The organism is Enterococcus sp. GC34 (assembly GCF_040886645.1).
GTDB lineage: Bacteria > Bacillota > Bacilli > Lactobacillales > Enterococcaceae > Enterococcus > Enterococcus faecalis.
Window position 1 is genome coordinate 382,379 of the sequence record NZ_JBFOEF010000001.1, and the last position, 16,779, is coordinate 399,157.

Consider the following 16,779-nt stretch of genomic DNA (forward strand, 5'->3'; position numbering starts at 1 on the left):
TCCAGTCCTCCTACTGTTCTTCGCTACGTGCGTTTTCCGGTAAAATTAAATTCAAAACAATTCCTAAGACAGTTGCTAATGCCATTGAAGACAATTCAAAAGTTCCTACTTTGAAGACTAAGCCACCAATGCCGATGACTAAAATTACTGAAGCAATCAATAAATTCTTTTTCTTATCAAAATTAATCTTATTATCGATTAAGATTTTCAAACCACTTGCGGCAATCACACCGAACAAGACGAAACTAATTCCTGAAATAACTGGTCCTGGGATACTTAGAATCAAGGCACTTAATTTTCCAACAAAGCCTAAAGCTACAGCGAACACCGCGGCTCCACCAATCACGAAGACACTGTGTACTCTTGTAATTGCCAACACGCCGATATTTTCACCATAACTTGTAACTGGCGGTCCACCAACAAAACCTGCTACAATTTGCGCTAAGCCATCTCCCATTAAAGTTTTAGATAAGCCTGGGTCTTGGAAAAAGTTGCGCTTGGTTAATTTATTCAAGACCATTAAATGACCAATATGTTCTGTCATTGTTACAAAGGCAATTGGTGCCATTGTTGTAATGGCATTTAAATACAATTTCGGTTCATATTGAACAAAAGGTACTTCAAAATTCGGTAAAGCAAACCAAGCAGCTTCTTTAATAGGGGTTAAGTCAATAATTCCGAAAGCTAAAGCGACTAGATACCCACTAACAATTCCCAAAAGAATTGGAATTAATCCTAGGAAGCCTTTGAAAAACATGTTGTAAAAAATGGTTAAGCCTAAAGTAATTAAGGCTACGGCAATATATTTAAAATCATAAACGTTGTTGTTATACATTGCGTTATTTGCGGCGTTAGCAGCCAAGCCTAAACCGATAACCATCACGACAGGTCCTACAACGATAGGCGGTAAAATTTTATCCAACCAGTCGGAACCAATTTTTTTAATGATTAATGAAACGATTAGGTATACTAAGCCGGTTGTCATAGCACCTTGAGCAATGGCTGGATAACCATCACTCTTCATTAACATCTGCATCGCTGCAATAAAAGCAAAGCTACTGCCAAGATAGGCGGGGATTTTTCCTTTTGTAGTAATCAGATAGACCATTGTTCCTAATCCTGAACTGACTAACGCAATCCCTGGGTCAATTCCTACTAAGATTGGTACTAAAACCGTTGCACCAAACATCGTAAATAAATGTTGTAAACTTAGGCCAACCCAGTGAAAAGCTTGCGGTCTGTCTTTAATATCTAAGACTGCATCCTCATTTCGAAATTCTTTTTCCGACAACGTTGTTCACTCCTTTTTATTCGTTTCCTTTACTGATCATAATACGATCTGCGCCGTCACGCTCTTCCATTTCCACAATAATTTCCTCAGTTTTTGATGTTGGAATATTTTTTCCTACATAATCGGCACGAATCGGTAGTTCCCGATGCCCACGATCTACTAAGACTGCTAAAGAGATTTTTCTTGGACGACCTAAATCCATAACAGCGTCCATCGCAGCACGAATGGTCCGGCCCGTGTACAAGACATCATCCACTAAAATAACTTCTTTACCTTCAATTGAGACTGGTACGTCAGAAGAATGTAATTCAGGTTCCTCCATATCTTTCACATCATCACGATACAAAGTAATATCTAATTCACCAACTGGCACGTCAATATCTTCTAATTGTTTTAAGCGTTCGGCTAGACGTTGTGCAATGTATATCCCACGCGTTTTAATTCCTACTAAAACAATGTCTTGAATTCCTTTGTTTCTTTCAATAATTTCATACGAGATTCGAGTAAGCGCTCGTTTCATTGTGACTGCGTCAACAACTTCTTTCTTTGGCATAATAATTTCCTCCTCATTTCTTTTTTATCTACGTCCTCGCTGTCTTGGGGTCAGCGATTCTTCCTTCAATTGAGTAGCTGAAAAATAAGTGGGTTTTTATTGAAATTGTCCTGTTATTTTTTCCAACAAAAAATCCTCCTACCCGTATGAGGATAGGAGGATGTTGGTTACAGTTTAAAAAGGTACAAGGGTACCATGTAGCCCACACAACTTACTAACTAAGCGCACTTAGTGTTCTTTTGCATGATTCCTTCTTAGCCTCACGGGACTAAACTTAAAGGTTACAGTTATTTAGTTATTTTTCTTCTTAAAAAAGAGTTTACCTCTTCTTCAGAAAAAAATCAATGATTATTTCTTAATTGGTGTAAAGTTTTTTCAAAAACTTCTGGTAAAGGTGCTTCAAAAACTAATTGTTCACCTGTAGTAGGATGTGTAAAGCCTAATAACTTCGCATGTAAAAATTGCCCATTGCCAGGCAATGTTTTTTTCGGTCCATATAACGGATCTCCAGCTAATGGATAACCGATATATTTCATGTGAACACGGATTTGATGTGTCCGGCCTGTTTCTAGTTGTAATTCAACTAAGGTAAATGCATCAAAACGCTCTAAAACAGTAAAGTGCGTGACTGCTTCTTTACCGCCTTCAATGACCGCTTGCATTTTGCGGTCAACCTTGGAACGACCAATAGGTGCATTTATTTCTCCCTTATCGTGAGGAATAACACCGTGGACCAAGGCAACGTATTTACGTAACGATGTTTTTTCTTTTAGCTGTTTCGCTAATGATTCATGGGCTTGATCATTTTTAGCCACCATCAATAGCCCCGAAGTATCTTTATCAATTCGATGAACAATTCCCGGTCGCACCACATCATTTATCGCCGATAAGTGATCCGCATGATGAAGTAACGCGTTCACTAATGTACCATTGGGGTGCCCTGCCGAAGGATGAACAACCATGCCTTGAGGTTTGTTGACGACAATCACATCATTGTCTTCATAAACAATGGTCAAAGGAATATCCTCTGCTACCATATCTAGAACTTCTGGTTCAGGAATTGTTACCACAATTTCATCGCCTGCTGTAACTTTGTAATTTGCGCGGACCGTTTCACCATTAACTGTTACGTGTTTTTCTTTTAACCATTGTTGAATTTGCGAGCGGGAATGATTGGGTAAATGTTCACTTAATACTTTATCAATCCGGCCTTTTTCTGTTTGAATCGTTACGTTAATTTGTTCCATTTTTGCCTTCCTTTGCTGCTTTTTCATCTAAAATCAAATAAATAAATATACAAATAACGCCGACCACTAACGTACTATCTGCAACATTAAAAATAGGAAAATTCATAAAATCCGTTTGGAGCATGTCCACCACGTAGCCTAAACGTACACGATCAATAAAATTTCCAATGGCACCTGCTAAGACAAAAGATAAACCTACAGAATACCAGATACTTTTTTTATAATTCTTAATTAATAAATAAATAATCACGACACTAACAATTACTGTGATGACATAAAAGAATATCATCTTTCCTTCTAATAAGCTCCAAGCGGCTCCGGTATTTCTTAAATGGGTCAGCGACAAAAATCCAGGAATGAATTCTTTTGTTTCACCCAAAGAAATGTTTTGGACCGTCAAATATTTGCTCCATTGGTCAAGCCCTACTAATAAGGCACTGATTAAAAAATATACTACTAACAATCGCGTCATTCCTTTTCTCTATGAATACTTGCTAAATCTCTTGGTCGAACAATGCCTACTAACTCACCATTAGGATGGCCACTTTTACTAATAAGCACAGCTTCTAAGCGTGGCTGCTCCCGAAACATTTGTTCAACTTCAAAAACGGTTGCTTCAATTGAAACAAATTGATAGTTGCTGCGTTTATAATTTGATGCCAACAATTCTCGCACCGTTCGGTTGGCAATGTGAACTTCGCCTTTGGTGCTCTCAATGGCAAACCATACACCAATCCCTCGAACCGTGATTAATCCTTTAAATACACCTTTTTCATAAATCGGAAATTGAGAATATTGTTTTTTTGCAATAATCGTTAATAACGTTTCTAAAGAAGTGGTGATTTCAAAAGCTGTAACACGTTTCGCAAATTTAGGCACTACTTTTTCTGGTTTTGTTAAAGCTTGTTCAATCGTTTCAATTCGTTGAACTGCCCATTCGTTTGGCTCTGCAATTACAAAATCATCAGCAATTCGCTCATGAACGATGGCATTTCTTAACTGAGCCATTTGAAGCAAATCCTCTTCAAATTGAGCAATCTGTCCTTTTTCTTTTCGGGAAAGACGTCTTGTCATTTCACTGAATCCCATGTTGACAGGATTGTTCAGTCTCTCTCTCATCCACTTTTCAATGCGATTAAAGTGTGCTAAAAATGTATCTGCTCGTTCCCCCATAGTCGTTGCTCCTTATAGTAAACTACGCAATAAATTTCCGTCATTATTTTTTATTGAGCTACTTTCAAGTATATACTAAAAATAGGTCTCAGGAAAGAGCGGCTTTAAAAGAGACCGCTCGCTTGACCCGTTTCGTCCACATCCATATTTAACGCAGCAGGAACTTTCGGCAAGCCAGGCATCGTTAAAATGTCACCCGTTAACGCCACGATAAACCCTGCACCGATTTTTGGAACTAGTTCACGAATCGTAATCGTAAACCCTTCTGGCCGTCCTAATTTTTGAGGATCGTCAGAAAGTGAATACTGTGTCTTCGCCATGCAAATTGGTAATTGATCCCAACCATTTTTTGTAAAATCTGCGATTTGTTTTTGCGCTTTCGGAGAAAAAATCGCCTGTTCCCCGCCGTAAATCGTTTGTACAATGGCTTGAATTTTTTCTTCAATTGTTTGGCGAGGGTTATATAAAGGTTGAAACTGTTTTGTATTGGCTTCAATCTCTGCTACTACTGTTTTCGCTAGATTCGTGCCACCTGCGCCACCTTGCGCCCAAACACTTGTTAACTCGACGGGCACGCCTAACGCTTGGCAAGCTTCTTTCAACAGTTGAATTTCCTTCTCTGTATCCTGTGTAAACTCATTAATTGCAACAACTACTGGTACATCATAACGTTGCATGTTTTGAATATGTTTTTCTAAGTTGGCAAAGCCTTTTTGTAACGCTGGTAAATTTTCTTCTGCTAACTGATCTTTCGCCAAACCGCCATGCATTTTCAGCGCGCGAATCGTTGCCACAATCACAACGGCATCGGGTGCTTTTCCTAAAGAAGGTACTTTAATATCTAAAAATTTTTCGCCACCTAAGTCGCCACCAAAACCTGCTTCTGTTACGACATAATCCCCTAGATGCAAAGCCGTTTTTGTCGCTAAAATACTGTTACACCCGTGAGCGATATTGGCAAAAGGACCACCGTGAACAAAAGCTGGAGTCCCTTCAATCGTTTGAACTAAATTAGGTTTTAAGGCGTCTTTTAATAATAAAGTCAGCGCACCTGCCACGTTTAAATCTTTAACCGTCACCGGCTCTCTTTGGTCATTATAGGCGACAATAATCCGACTTAAGCGTTCTTTTAAGTCCGTTAAATTTTGTGCTAAACAAAGAATCGCCATAATTTCGCTCGCCACAGTAATATCGAAACCGTCTTCTCTTGGTACACCTTGGAAAGGACCGCCTAAACCAACAACGACCTGTCTGAGCGCACGATCATTTAGATCCACTGCACGTTTCCAAATCACCCGCCGAGAATCAATCTTTAATTCATTTCCTTGCTGTAAATGATTATCTAGTAACGCAGCTAAGGCATTATTGGCTGTCGTAATCGCATGCATATCACCAGTAAAATGCAAATTGATTTCTTCCATTGGTAATACTTGTGCGTAACCGCCACCTGTTGCGCCACCTTTAATCCCCATCACAGGACCTAATGATGGTTCTCTTAGGGCAATAACTGTTTTTTTATTGATTTGATTTAATGCATCTCCTAAACCAATGGTCACGGTTGATTTTCCTTCTCCTGCTGGCGTTGGATTAATCGACGTAACGAGGATTAATTTACCTTCTGGTTTCGCTTCTAAGGATTGAAGCGTTGGAAAATCTATTTTCGCTTTGTATTTCCCATAAAGTTCGAGCGAATCTTCTGAAAGACCGATTGTTTCGGCAATCTCTTGAATAGGTTTTAATGTTGCTGCTTGTGCAATGTTAATATCTGTCTTCATAACGGACCCCTTTTCAATTCTTTATCGTCTTTGTGACACATTGTTTCTTTTAAATTATAGCTTGTATTGAATAGAATGGCTAGAATAACCTTTTTTAAACAACCCAACCATTGACGTTTGGTAGCCTTTTCTCGTATAATGAAAGTGTCTTTACAAATCTAAAAGGAGCGTGAATTGGATGCAAAAAGGAATTGTCAAATGGTTCGATAACAGAAAAGGTTATGGTTTTATCGTTTACAACGAAGAAGATGAGATTTTTGTCCACTTCACTGCTATAGAAGGTGACGGATTCAAATCACTTGATGAGAATCAATCTGTAGAGTTCGAGATAATGGAAGGCAATCGTGGGCTACAAGCAGCACATGTCAAAAAAATAGATAACTAAAAAAGCTGAACCAACAGCGCTTAGCTCCAAAAAGTAAGTAAACGTAGCGTTTGTTTCAGCTGATTATTTTAAGATTTTGAGAGTGGGTCACCAGTCGTTTCGACTTATGACTCACTCTTGTTTTTTTCTTCTTTTTTATGAAGGCCCAAAGAATGATCTTCTGCCACCTTCAATTCAGGCTTTTTTATCTTAAGTGCCTCAAGAAATAACGGAATCGTTTTCTTTTTCATTAAAAAGACTTTTGAGCCTTCCTTAAATTCTGAGGAAAAAATTTCGATGCTTTTTTCATTGTAGGTTACTTTTTCTATCTGAGAAAGCGGAAGTGCTTTTTTACGAAACCATAAAACATCTCTAACAATTAAAGATGTTTCTGTCAGGTTAAAAGACCGCGCAATTCCTAGATAAGCAAACACAAAAAATGGAACCATCACCAGATTACTAATCAAGTAAGGACCATTATTTTCCAATGCTAAAATTAAACTAATAAATAATATACAAAATGTGCAAGACCAGTAAATAATTGTTGATGCTAATTCTGGCTGCCAATAGAATTTCTGTTTTTTCATAAAGTGCCCTCACTACTTCTGGATCAACGCCGCTAAATTTAAATATGTTATAATAGTAACATACTTTTTTTAAGAACAAAAAGAAATTAGGAGTAATTTTATGTTAAGAATTTATGTAGATGCTGCAACAAAAGGCAATCCAGGTGAATCTGGCGGCGGTATCGTTTACCTCACCGACCAATCGCGGCAACAATTGCATGTGCCTTTAGGCATTGTTAGTAATCACGAAGCCGAATTTAAAGTGCTGATTGAAGCTTTAAAACAAGCGATTGCCAATGAAGACAATCAACAAACCGTTCTTCTCCACTCAGATAGTAAAATTGTTGTCCAAACAATTGAAAAAAACTATGCTAAAAATGAAAAGTACCAGCCTTATTTAGCAGAATATCAACAACTAGAAAAGAATTTTCCTTTACTCTTAATCAAATGGCTACCTGAAAGTCAAAACAAAGCGGCCGATATGCTCGCACGGCAAGCATTACAAAAATTTTATCCCAATAAAAAGTAGCACTGTTTACTTAATGCTTTTCCTTTATTAATTTGATAATTAAACACGTGGAGCAAAAATCCCTAGTGATTTTTGTTCCACGTTTAAAAACAGATAAACAGTTCTGTCTCGACTCCTTCTTATAGACACTTATTCTTTTGTTGTTATTTCCGCAAATTGCCCATTGGTTAGCGAAAGGATTGCTTCAGGCGCTAATTCAATTTGCATGCCACGTTTGCCTGCAGAAACAATAATTGCAGAATATTGTTGAGCTTCTTCAGCCAAATAGGTGGGAAATTGTTTTTTCATCCCAATTGGTGAACAGCCACCACGAATATAGCCTGTGGTTGCTTCTAAATCTTTTAAGTGAAGCATCTCTACCTTTTTGTTGCCACTAGCTTTCGCTAATTTTTTCAAATCTAATTCTTGATTACCAGGAATGACAGCCACGACTGGACCTGTTTTATTACCTACTGTAACCAAGGTTTTAAAAATTCGTCCTTTTTCAATACCTAAACTTTCAGCGACACTTTCTGCACTTAAATGATCTTCACTCCAAGCGAATTCATATTCTTTATATGGTACTTTATGTTGTTCTACCATGCGCATCGCATTCGTTTTTTGTTGTGTTTTTTTCTTTGCCACTTTTTTCACCTTCTGAATCACTTGTTTTGTTCGAATGTTTTTAAATAATTTCTTAATACTTGTACGGATAGTTGGCCTGGTGCAGACGCTTGCTGGGCTGAGCCAAAAGTTAGTGCCGATCCGAACAGTTGACCTGTTACGCGACTAATCATCCCTAACTGTCCCATTGACATAGTAACGATTGGGACGGATGCATAATGGGTGTACATTTCATTGGTTGCTGAAAGTAACGTAAGTACATCTGTCGCATCTTGTGGCATCACAGCTATTTTACAAATATCCGCCTGACGCATTTGCATTTGGCGTAACCGCGCGACAATCTCCTCTTGCGACGGTGTTTTCTGAAAGTCGTGATTACAGAGAACAATTTTAATCCCCGCCTTTTTAGCTTCGTGAATTAACGTATCTGCCGCCAGCGGATTCGCAAATAATTCAATATCTAATAAATCCAACGCACCCTTTTTCACTAATTCATGATACAAAGCAAAATAATTTTCCTCAGAAAAAGCCATTTCGCCGCCTTCTTTTTGTGTACGAAAAGTTAACAATAACGGTTTTTGCCCCAACCGTTCCATTACTTGTTGTGAAAGATTACATACATCGGAAAAATCAGCGACATTTTCATAATAGTCTAAACGCCATTCCACCAAATCACAATCTAGTGTTTGGCTCGCCGTTGCTTCGGCCAAAATATCCTCGGCTGTTGAAGCAACAATGGGCACCACAATTTTGGGATTCCCTTCACCTATTCGCACATTTTTGACTATAACTGGCTTCACAGTTCCACCTAACTTCCTCGTTTGTTTTTCTCTCTTCATATCATACCATTTCTATTCTTTTTTGCAATTTAAAGAGCTACAAAGACACCTAGAATTAGGAATTTCCTAACACTAAATGCCTTTGTTTAGGTTATTTAACTCTTTCTGTTGTTACGTTAAACTTCCGTACTTTGTAACTGATACATATCCGCATAAAGGCCACCTTCTGCCAGTAACGTTTCGTGCGTTCCTCGTTCTACAATCTGCCCTTTGTCTAAAACTAAAATCAAGTTTGCATCACGAATCGTCGAAAGGCGATGCGCAATCGCAATTGTCGTTCTCCCTTGACGCATTTTGGCTAATCCTTCTTGAATCAATCCTTCTGTTTCTGTATCAATATTAGCGGTTGCTTCATCTAAAACTAAAATTTTGGGATCAGTCACAATCGTTCGTGCAAACGAAATTAATTGACGTTGTCCGCTAGAATAACTCGCTCCTCGTTCAATGACTTTCGCATGATAGGTATTGGGTAACGTGTGAATAAATTTATCCGCCTGAACAAATTCCGCTGCCTGTTTAATTTGTTCATCTGTAATATTGGGATTCAGTAAACGGATATTTCCAGCAATATCTCCATAAAACATGAAAGCGTCCTGTAATACTAAGCCCATCTTTTCCCGTAATTCTGTCATGGGAAAATCACGAATGTCACGATCATCAATTAAAATCTGCCCTTCATAAAATTCATAGAAACGCATGAGTACATTAATAATTGAACTTTTACCACTTCCTGTATGACCGACTAAAGCGACGGTTTCCCCGGGATTTGCGACAAAGCTAATATTTTTCAATACTTCGTTTTTGCCGTCATAAGAAAAAGTAACATTGCGAAATTCAATTTTCCCGCGAATAATTTCCCCATTCGCTCCTACTGATTGTTGCGGCGTTAATTCTTCCGTATCCATAATTTTTAAAATACGGCTACCTGCGACAATCCCATCTGTAAAGATACTTAGGAAGTCCATCATTTGTGTCATCGGATTAAAAAAAGCTTGGACATACGTTACAAAAGCATAAATCATCCCCGCTTCAACAGGTGAATGTAAAGCATCGATGCCAAACATAGTTAAGGCCAATGCAATCGCCAATGTATACAACAAATTAATGATGGGACTTAATAATAATGAATTCATACGAATCATTGCTACTCGTGTTTTTAAATAATCATCATTGGTTTCCTCAAATTCTTTTTCCAACCGCTTTTCTTGGCGAAATTGTTGAATGATTTGCATACCAGAGATGTATTCATTTAGTTTGGTGTTTAATTGACTTAATTTTTCCCGCATACTGCGATATAATTTTGAACTAAATTTTTGGTAATACCAAATCACAACTAATAAAATTGGCAAGAAAATTAGACAATAAAATGAGATTTCTGGACTGAGTTGAAACATTGCAAAAAATGACGAGATTACGGCAAAAATTCCTGTAATCACCATTAAGAATACATACCAGAATTCAAACAATGTTTCTGTGTCATTTGTAACACGAGACACCGTCGAACCCGCTGGTGTTTGATCAAAATAACGCATACCTAAAGTGTGTAATTTTTCAAATAATTTCACTCGTATATATTGATACGTTTTTAAAGAAGCCATCGAATACAAATACCATTGGAAAAACCAAACAATACTTTTGACAATGACACCAAAAAAATAAATAGCAGCAAAAGTTAGAATCACTTGCATTGTAGCAGTTTTAGGCGTTAAATAATTATCCATAAAAACTTGAATGACTCTAGGCAAAAGAATATTGATAATTGATAAGCCAAATGCAAAGAGAATAGCTGTGTAAAACATGCGTCGAAACGGTTTGGCAAAACGAAACAAACGCTGAACAATCGTTAATTGTTCTTTCAGCGGTAACTCTCTGGACCATTCGGATTGATACTTTTCTTCCATTAACTTTCACTCCCTTCAATTTTCGCTTCTAATTGCTGTTTTTCCCACATCCGCTGATACCAACCCTTCTGAGCCAGTAACTCTTGATGCGTCCCCCGTTCAATAATTTTCCCTTCATCCAACACTAGGATTTCTTTGGCATGCATGACACTACTTAAACGATGCGCTGTAATGATAGTGGTTTTTTCTTGGCGCGTTTCTTTTAGATTTGATAAAATCGCCTCTTCAGTCTTCGCATCGACTGCAGATAAGGCATCGTCTAAAATTAACAATTCTGGTTCAACAATCAAGGCCCGTGCAATAGAAATCCGTTGTTTTTGTCCTCCAGAAAGCGAAACGCCACGTTCCCCAACCATTGTGTCATAGCCTTCAGGGAATGCTTTAATTTCTTGGTTAATAAATGCTAATGCTGCCGCTTGTTCAACTGCTGCTTGTTCCAAGTGTGGTTTAGCAAAACGAATGTTATCTCGTACCGTCATGGAAAAGAGAAAATGGTCCTGTGGCACGTACCCCATTGCACCCATCAATGCATCTAATGTGTAATTTTTAATGTTATGTTTTCCAAAGAAAATCGTTCCTTGGTATTGGTCATATTCACGCATCAACAATTTCAAAATAGTGGTTTTACCAGCGCCTGTTTTGCCAACAATCCCCAAGGTTTCTCCTTCTTGCAACGAAAATTGGATATTTTCCAACGCCACCGTCTCTTCTTTTGGATAAGAAAAAGAATCAATCTTCATTGAAATTGTCCCTTGCGCCATTGTTTTGATGGCATCTTTTCGTTCGATAATATGCGTTTTTTCATGTAATAATTCGTTCACACGATCGTAACTAGCATTCCCACGTTCTAACACATTAAATAAGCGCCCAATCGCAAACATTGGCCAAACTAGCATCCCAATATAGGCAATGAAAGAGACCAACTGACCTAAACTAATCGTTCCTTCCATGATGAAACGACCACCAATAATAATTGTCAAAACATAAGAAACACCAATAATCAGCGTAATAAACGGATCAAACAGTGCATCTAAAAAGTTCGTTCGTTTATTTTTGACGATAGCATCATCAATTTTCTCTGTAAAATCAGCAAGATCTTCTTTTTCTTGCCCAAATGTTTTAATGACTTTAATTCCAGTGATACTTTCTTGTGTTTTATCATTAATCGCTGAAAAAGCAGCTTGTGAATCTCGAAAGGCATCATGCAACTTAGAACCTAGAACTCGTGAGGTGACCGCTAATAAAGGCAGCGGTAATAAAGCAATTAATGTTAAGCGCCAATCAACAAATAGAACCATTGCGATAATCGTTGTTCCTCCCGTAATCACAGAGTCAGCAAACGTTAAAATCCCAGCTCCAGCCACATTTTGGATGGCATTTAAATCATTGGTTGCATGCGCCATCAAGTCACCTGTCCGATATTTCTGATAAAAGATGCTATCCATTTTTGTGAAATGATGAAATAATTGAGTCCGTAGCTCTTTTTCCAAACGAGCGGCACTCCCCCAAATATGCATCCGCCAAATATAGCGAAAAAGATATTGGGCAAGCCCAGCACCAACCAAGAGTGCAACCCACACGATAATTTTCGTTAAGCGAATTTCTTTGTTAACGATTTCATCTACAACGACGCCAATAACTTTGGGCGGGACTAATTGAACAAGAGCGACCATCATTAATGAGAAAACCCCAATAATATAACTTTTTTTCTCTTGCTTAAAAAACCAGCCTAATTTTTTGAATATGGACATTCAGTTGTCCCTCCTTTACTTTGTTGTTCTACGAAGACTACTTTCGAGCTAGAAGGTTTCTTCGTTATTGTGTTGTTTTTGATTAAACGTCTCGCTCTTTTCCTCCTAGATTATCCTATTCTCCCGCAAAACAACAAAAAAACGGACTGAAAATCAGCCCGTTTTTACACTTATTCATGATTACCTGAATAACCTTTACTATTTTCCTTGGTTTTTCATTTGTTGCATCATTTGTCTAACCTTTTTCTCTGACGGTTTTTGACCCATTGATGCCATCATCATGCGTAACATATCCTCATTAACGGGAGGATTTTTTTTGAAATAATCTTGCATATATTTGCGTGCAAGGAAAAAGCCCCCTGCAGCGCCTACTAATAAAGCGATTACTGCGATTAATACTACCCAACCTGTTGCCATTGAAACTCTCTCCTCTCCGTATAGTTTTGCTCTCAATGAATTATTTTACTAGAAATAGCAAAAAAAGAAAAGTTCTTTTTGCGGGATTTCTCTTAAATAATGAAAAAAGTCTGATTTTTTTGCAAAATAGTGATTAAAAGTCAAAAATATACGCTCTTAAATGTCAATAGGACCTTTAAGAGCGATTGTTGCTTTAGTTTTGTCCTTGAATTTTTTCTAATAATTCTGGATCAAATGTTTGATTTTTTAACATCGCAATTTCAAAGCCGTAAGGGGCCTTTTTATTTTTTTTGTCTTCTCCGACATAAGGTGTTTCTAAAATTTTTGGTAAAGCAGTTAATTTTTCATGGTGAACCACACCGTTCAAAGCTTCAAAACCAATAGTGCCAAAACCAATATTGGCATGACGATCTTTATGTGAGCCCATAGGATTTTTAGAATCATTCACATGAATAACTTTTAAACGATCCAATCCGATAATTTTATCAAATTCAACTAATACGCCATCAAAATCATCTTTTACATTATAACCTGCATCATTAATGTGGCAAGTATCCAGAGTGACAGAAAGTTTATCATTTAGCGTAACTCCGTCAATAATTGCAGCTAGTTCATCAAACGTACGGCCGATTTCGGTTCCTTTACCAGCCATTGTTTCTAAAGCGATTTGAGGGATTTGCTCTTTCCACAAGACTTCATTTAGACCTTTAACAATTTGTTTGATGCCGGCTTCTGGACCTGCGCCAACATGCGCACCTGGGTGTAACGTGATTTGCGTTGCTCCCAACGCTTGTGCTCGCTCAATTTCTTGTCGCAAAAAGTCTACGGCAAAACCGAAATTTTCCGTTTTAATTGTATTACCTAAATTAATAATATACGGGGCATGAACGACGATATTACTTAAATTGTGTTCCTTCATAAACGCTTGCCCAGCTTCAATATTCATTTCTTCAATCGGTTTCCGGCGCGTGTTTTGTGGCGCACCTGTATAAATCATAAAGGTTGTTGAGCCATAACTAGCCGCTTCCTCGGCAGAGCCTAATAGCATTTTCTTGCCACTCATACTAACGTGTGATCCTAATAACATGTGGTTCCTCCTAATAATTTTTCTTTTTCTTTTGGTGGTGTTGATACTGTTGCAGCCATTCTTCTAGCGTGATTTTTGTTACTAATTCGCCAATTAGTTCATAGGGTATTCGCTTAGGATTAGTGAAGCGAAAACAACTTTTCCCCATGTTTAGCTTTGTTGACACTTGTTCCTGATAGGCTTCTTGAAACCAACTTCGGACGGCTTCATTTCCCATTAATCCCATGTGATATAAAGCTACTTGCCTTTTAGTAGCGCCTAAACTGATAAATGGTAACGGTTCATCACTACGGTTGAGATAGCCTTCTGGAAATACTGAAAGCGGTACAACAAAGGTTGGCATGCCATATTGCATTGTTAATTCAAATCCTGCTGGCAAATTTTGCGAAACGACATCTAATACTTGCTGATAAGCAATTCGCCAGTTTGGTTCAACTGTTTCGATATATGCTGTAACTGTTTCAATTGACTGCGCCATTATTTCTTCCTTTGCTGATAAAGAGCTTTGGTTTTATAGCCTTCTTTTAAAATGACTAACATTTCAGTTTGCCGCTTTTTCCGTGTCTCCGCTCGCTTTGCACTAAATACATACCGCGCCCACTCTTTTTGATAACCAGGCGTTAATGCAGCGAATGTCGCTGCAGCAGCTGGTTCTGTTTGTACCAACGCTTCAATTTCTGGTAAATATTGAACATAATCCCCAACAGCAGAACTGGTCTGATTCTTCGCTGGCTTTTTAAGAACATTCTTCATGCCGACAACCGTAAAAGTCTCATCTAAACTAACCATGCGATTAAATTTTAAGGTTGAGCCTTTAATATACCCATCTGCCTCGTTTACTTGTAATGTTGGAAAAATTTCATCTCGGTGGACAAAGGTTGGATAGATTTTATTGCCTTTTTTCGGATAAGCCACATATAACAACCCATTTTCTACTAAATGTTGACCTTCAATCACCATTGAAACAATCTCTTGAAATTCCGCCATCGTTTTCACAAATGCAAAAATCAGCTCAACTGGTTCTGAGGGTAATTGCTGCGCGGCTGAAGCAAATTCAGATAGATACTCTCCCTGTGGTCTATTTAAAATAACTAGTTGCTGATACTTCGTTAAGTTTAACTTTTCGACAATTGATTTCATAACCTACTCCTTATAGCGACTGCACTTTTTATTCTAGCATAGCACAAGTTATCTGTAATTGAATATGCCCAATAGTAAAAAAGAGTTTTTTGTAACAGAATTAATCCCAATTTATCTTTTTTAAAAGCGAAAGCTTGGAACCTGTTGTCTAAACGACCTTCGTCCCAAGCTTTCATTTTTTTAGTATTTTAACAAGAAATATTTTTTCTTCCCGCGACGAATCACAGTAAATTGTCCTTCGATTTTATCAGTTTCTGTCAATTCAGCTGCTAAATCTTGTCTACGTTCTCCATTGACGTAAATCGCTCCATTTTGAACATCTTCACGGGCTTGACGTTTGGATGGTTCTATTTTTGAGGTAACTAATAAGTCGACTAAACTTAATTGATCCTCTGGTTGCACCTCGTACGTTGGTACATCTTTAAAGCCTTGTTTAATTTCTTCTGCTGTTAAGCTTTGGATATCTCCGCTGAATAAAGCTTCTGAAATTTTAACCGCTTGATGATAGGCTGCTTCACCGTGGACTAAAGTAGTCACTTCTTTGGCTAACGCTTTTTGCGCAGCACGTTGACCTGGGTTCGCTGTAAATTCTTCTTCAATTGTTGCAATTTCATCCAATGTTAAGAAAGTAAAGTATTTCAAGAATTTCACGACATCACGATCATCTGTGTTAATCCAGAATTGATAAAATTCATATGGCGAAGTTTTTTCAGCATCTAGCCAAACTGCGTTTCCTTCTGTTTTACCAAATTTGGTACCATCTGCTTTTGTAATTAAAGGCATGGTTAAGCCAAATCCTTGAACTTCTTGTTCTCGGCGTAATAATTCAATCCCTGAAGTAATGTTTCCCCATTGATCACTGCCGCCTAATTGCAATAAACAGCCTTCTGTTTCGTACAATTTCAAGAAATCATACGCTTGTAATAATTGATACGCAAATTCAGTATAAGAAATTCCTGTTTCGATTCGGCGTTTCACGCTTTCTTTACTCATCATATAGTTAATTGTAAAGTTTTTTCCAACATCACGTAAGAAATCAATTAACGAAAGCTCTCCAAGCCAATCATAGTTATTTGCTAGAATCGCTGGATTTTTTTCATCTTCAAAATCGATAAAACGTGACAACTGGCCCTTAATACTTTCAGACCAAGCTTTCACTGTATCAAGTGTGTTTAAACTACGTTCTGCATCTTTGAATGATGGATCACCAATCATGCCTGTTCCGCCACCAACTAAAGCAATGGGCACATGACCATTTTGTTGGAAACGACGTAACATAAGAATTGGCAGTAGATGCCCGATGTGTAAACTGTCTGCCGTTGGATCAAAGCCGATATATAATTTAACAGATTCTTCATTTAATTGTTTTTGTAAGGCTTCTTCATCTGTGACTTGGTAGACCAACCCACGGGCTTTTAATTCTTCAAAAAAAGCTGAATTCATGATTTTCCTCCTATAGTAAAACATAATAATAGATCAAATTCCCCTATTCATAGTAACCGATTCTGTCACACTTGAAAAGTCAAAAAATGAGATTTACCTA

At 37.8% G+C, this 16,779-nt stretch carries 19 protein-coding genes; 2 read left to right on the forward strand and 17 right to left on the reverse strand.

Going from position 1 to position 16,779, the window contains the following annotated elements; all coding sequences use genetic code 11:
• Positions 1–10: 10 nt before the first annotated feature.
• From AB3I72_RS01810 to AB3I72_RS01835, 6 genes are all read right to left on the reverse strand, one after another.
• Positions 11–1,291: a solute carrier family 23 protein gene (locus AB3I72_RS01810; RefSeq protein WP_002357410.1), complete on the reverse strand. Its 1,281-nt coding sequence runs from the start codon at positions 1,289–1,291 to the stop codon at positions 11–13.
• 16 nt (positions 1,292–1,307) lie between these two features.
• A complete protein-coding gene (gene pyrR, locus AB3I72_RS01815) occupies positions 1,308–1,844 on the reverse strand; it encodes a bifunctional pyr operon transcriptional regulator/uracil phosphoribosyltransferase PyrR (protein WP_002357409.1) in 537 nt (178 codons plus the stop codon).
• 341 nt (positions 1,845–2,185) lie between these two features.
• Positions 2,186–3,091, reverse strand: a complete 906-nt coding sequence (locus AB3I72_RS01820; RefSeq protein ID WP_002371061.1) for an RluA family pseudouridine synthase — start codon at positions 3,089–3,091, stop codon at positions 2,186–2,188.
• The gene (gene lspA, locus AB3I72_RS01825) at positions 3,078–3,554 is read right to left on the reverse strand and encodes a signal peptidase II (protein ID WP_002360174.1); all 477 of its coding nucleotides are present in this window, start codon (positions 3,552–3,554) and stop codon (positions 3,078–3,080) included. Before lspA ends, AB3I72_RS01820 begins: the two co-directional genes overlap by 14 nt.
• 5 nt (positions 3,555–3,559) lie before the next feature.
• Positions 3,560–4,264: a CBS domain-containing protein gene (locus AB3I72_RS01830; protein WP_002360173.1), complete on the reverse strand. Its 705-nt coding sequence runs from the start codon at positions 4,262–4,264 to the stop codon at positions 3,560–3,562.
• Between the two features lie 104 nt (positions 4,265–4,368).
• A complete protein-coding gene (locus AB3I72_RS01835) occupies positions 4,369–6,039 on the reverse strand; it encodes a formate--tetrahydrofolate ligase (RefSeq protein ID WP_002371060.1) in 1,671 nt (556 codons plus the stop codon).
• A gap of 178 nt (positions 6,040–6,217) precedes the next feature.
• Here AB3I72_RS01835 and AB3I72_RS01840 point away from each other — a divergent pair, with 178 nt between their 5' ends.
• Positions 6,218–6,424 carry a cold-shock protein gene (locus tag AB3I72_RS01840; protein WP_002357404.1) on the forward strand — a complete coding sequence of 69 codons (207 nt, stop codon included), beginning with the start codon at positions 6,218–6,220 and terminating at the stop codon, positions 6,422–6,424.
• A 104-nt stretch (positions 6,425–6,528) separates the two neighbouring features.
• Here AB3I72_RS01840 and AB3I72_RS01845 read toward each other — a convergent pair whose 3' ends face one another.
• Positions 6,529–6,990, reverse strand: coding sequence for an EbsA family protein (locus tag AB3I72_RS01845; protein WP_010712512.1), 462 nt, complete (start codon positions 6,988–6,990; stop codon positions 6,529–6,531).
• 100 nt (positions 6,991–7,090) lie between these two features.
• Here AB3I72_RS01845 and AB3I72_RS01850 point away from each other — a divergent pair, with 100 nt between their 5' ends.
• Positions 7,091–7,498 (forward strand): ribonuclease HI family protein, encoded by a 408-nt coding sequence (locus tag AB3I72_RS01850; RefSeq protein ID WP_002357402.1) that lies wholly within the window; start codon positions 7,091–7,093, stop codon positions 7,496–7,498.
• 129 nt (positions 7,499–7,627) lie between these two features.
• On the opposite strand, the gene ybaK is transcribed toward AB3I72_RS01850, so the two are convergent.
• The 10 genes from ybaK to tyrS form a co-directional block, all read right to left on the reverse strand.
• Complete coding sequence (ybaK, locus tag AB3I72_RS01855) at positions 7,628–8,143, reverse strand: Cys-tRNA(Pro) deacylase (RefSeq protein WP_002382387.1); 516 nt, start codon at positions 8,141–8,143, stop codon at positions 7,628–7,630.
• Positions 8,140–8,901: a type I 3-dehydroquinate dehydratase gene (gene aroD, locus AB3I72_RS01860; protein ID WP_368023512.1), complete on the reverse strand. Its 762-nt coding sequence runs from the start codon at positions 8,899–8,901 to the stop codon at positions 8,140–8,142. The genes ybaK and aroD overlap by 4 nt, the downstream gene beginning before the upstream one ends.
• A 155-nt stretch (positions 8,902–9,056) precedes the next feature.
• Complete coding sequence (locus AB3I72_RS01865; protein ID WP_002374713.1) at positions 9,057–10,841, reverse strand: ABC transporter ATP-binding protein; 1,785 nt, start codon at positions 10,839–10,841, stop codon at positions 9,057–9,059.
• Positions 10,841–12,592: an ABC transporter ATP-binding protein gene (locus tag AB3I72_RS01870; RefSeq protein ID WP_104806064.1), complete on the reverse strand. Its 1,752-nt coding sequence runs from the start codon at positions 12,590–12,592 to the stop codon at positions 10,841–10,843. Before AB3I72_RS01870 ends, AB3I72_RS01865 begins: the two co-directional genes overlap by 1 nt.
• A 198-nt stretch (positions 12,593–12,790) precedes the next feature.
• Complete coding sequence (locus AB3I72_RS01875; protein WP_002357397.1) at positions 12,791–13,009, reverse strand: YneF family protein; 219 nt, start codon at positions 13,007–13,009, stop codon at positions 12,791–12,793.
• Positions 13,010–13,202: 193 nt separating this feature from the next.
• The gene (locus tag AB3I72_RS01880; RefSeq protein WP_002357396.1) at positions 13,203–14,096 is read right to left on the reverse strand and encodes a deoxyribonuclease IV; all 894 of its coding nucleotides are present in this window, start codon (positions 14,094–14,096) and stop codon (positions 13,203–13,205) included.
• 10 nt (positions 14,097–14,106) lie between these two features.
• Positions 14,107–14,574, reverse strand: a complete 468-nt coding sequence (locus AB3I72_RS01885; RefSeq protein ID WP_368023465.1) for a DUF1801 domain-containing protein — start codon at positions 14,572–14,574, stop codon at positions 14,107–14,109.
• Entirely contained in the window at positions 14,574–15,236 is a 663-nt protein-coding gene (locus AB3I72_RS01890) for a YdeI/OmpD-associated family protein (RefSeq protein WP_033625745.1), read from the reverse strand. Before AB3I72_RS01890 ends, AB3I72_RS01885 begins: the two co-directional genes overlap by 1 nt.
• Complete coding sequence (locus tag AB3I72_RS01895; protein WP_002365741.1) at positions 15,233–15,412, reverse strand: hypothetical protein; 180 nt, start codon at positions 15,410–15,412, stop codon at positions 15,233–15,235. Before AB3I72_RS01895 ends, AB3I72_RS01890 begins: the two co-directional genes overlap by 4 nt.
• A 4-nt stretch (positions 15,413–15,416) precedes the next feature.
• Positions 15,417–16,679: a tyrosine--tRNA ligase gene (gene tyrS, locus AB3I72_RS01900; protein ID WP_002357324.1), complete on the reverse strand. Its 1,263-nt coding sequence runs from the start codon at positions 16,677–16,679 to the stop codon at positions 15,417–15,419.
• Positions 16,680–16,779: the final 100 nt, after the last annotated feature.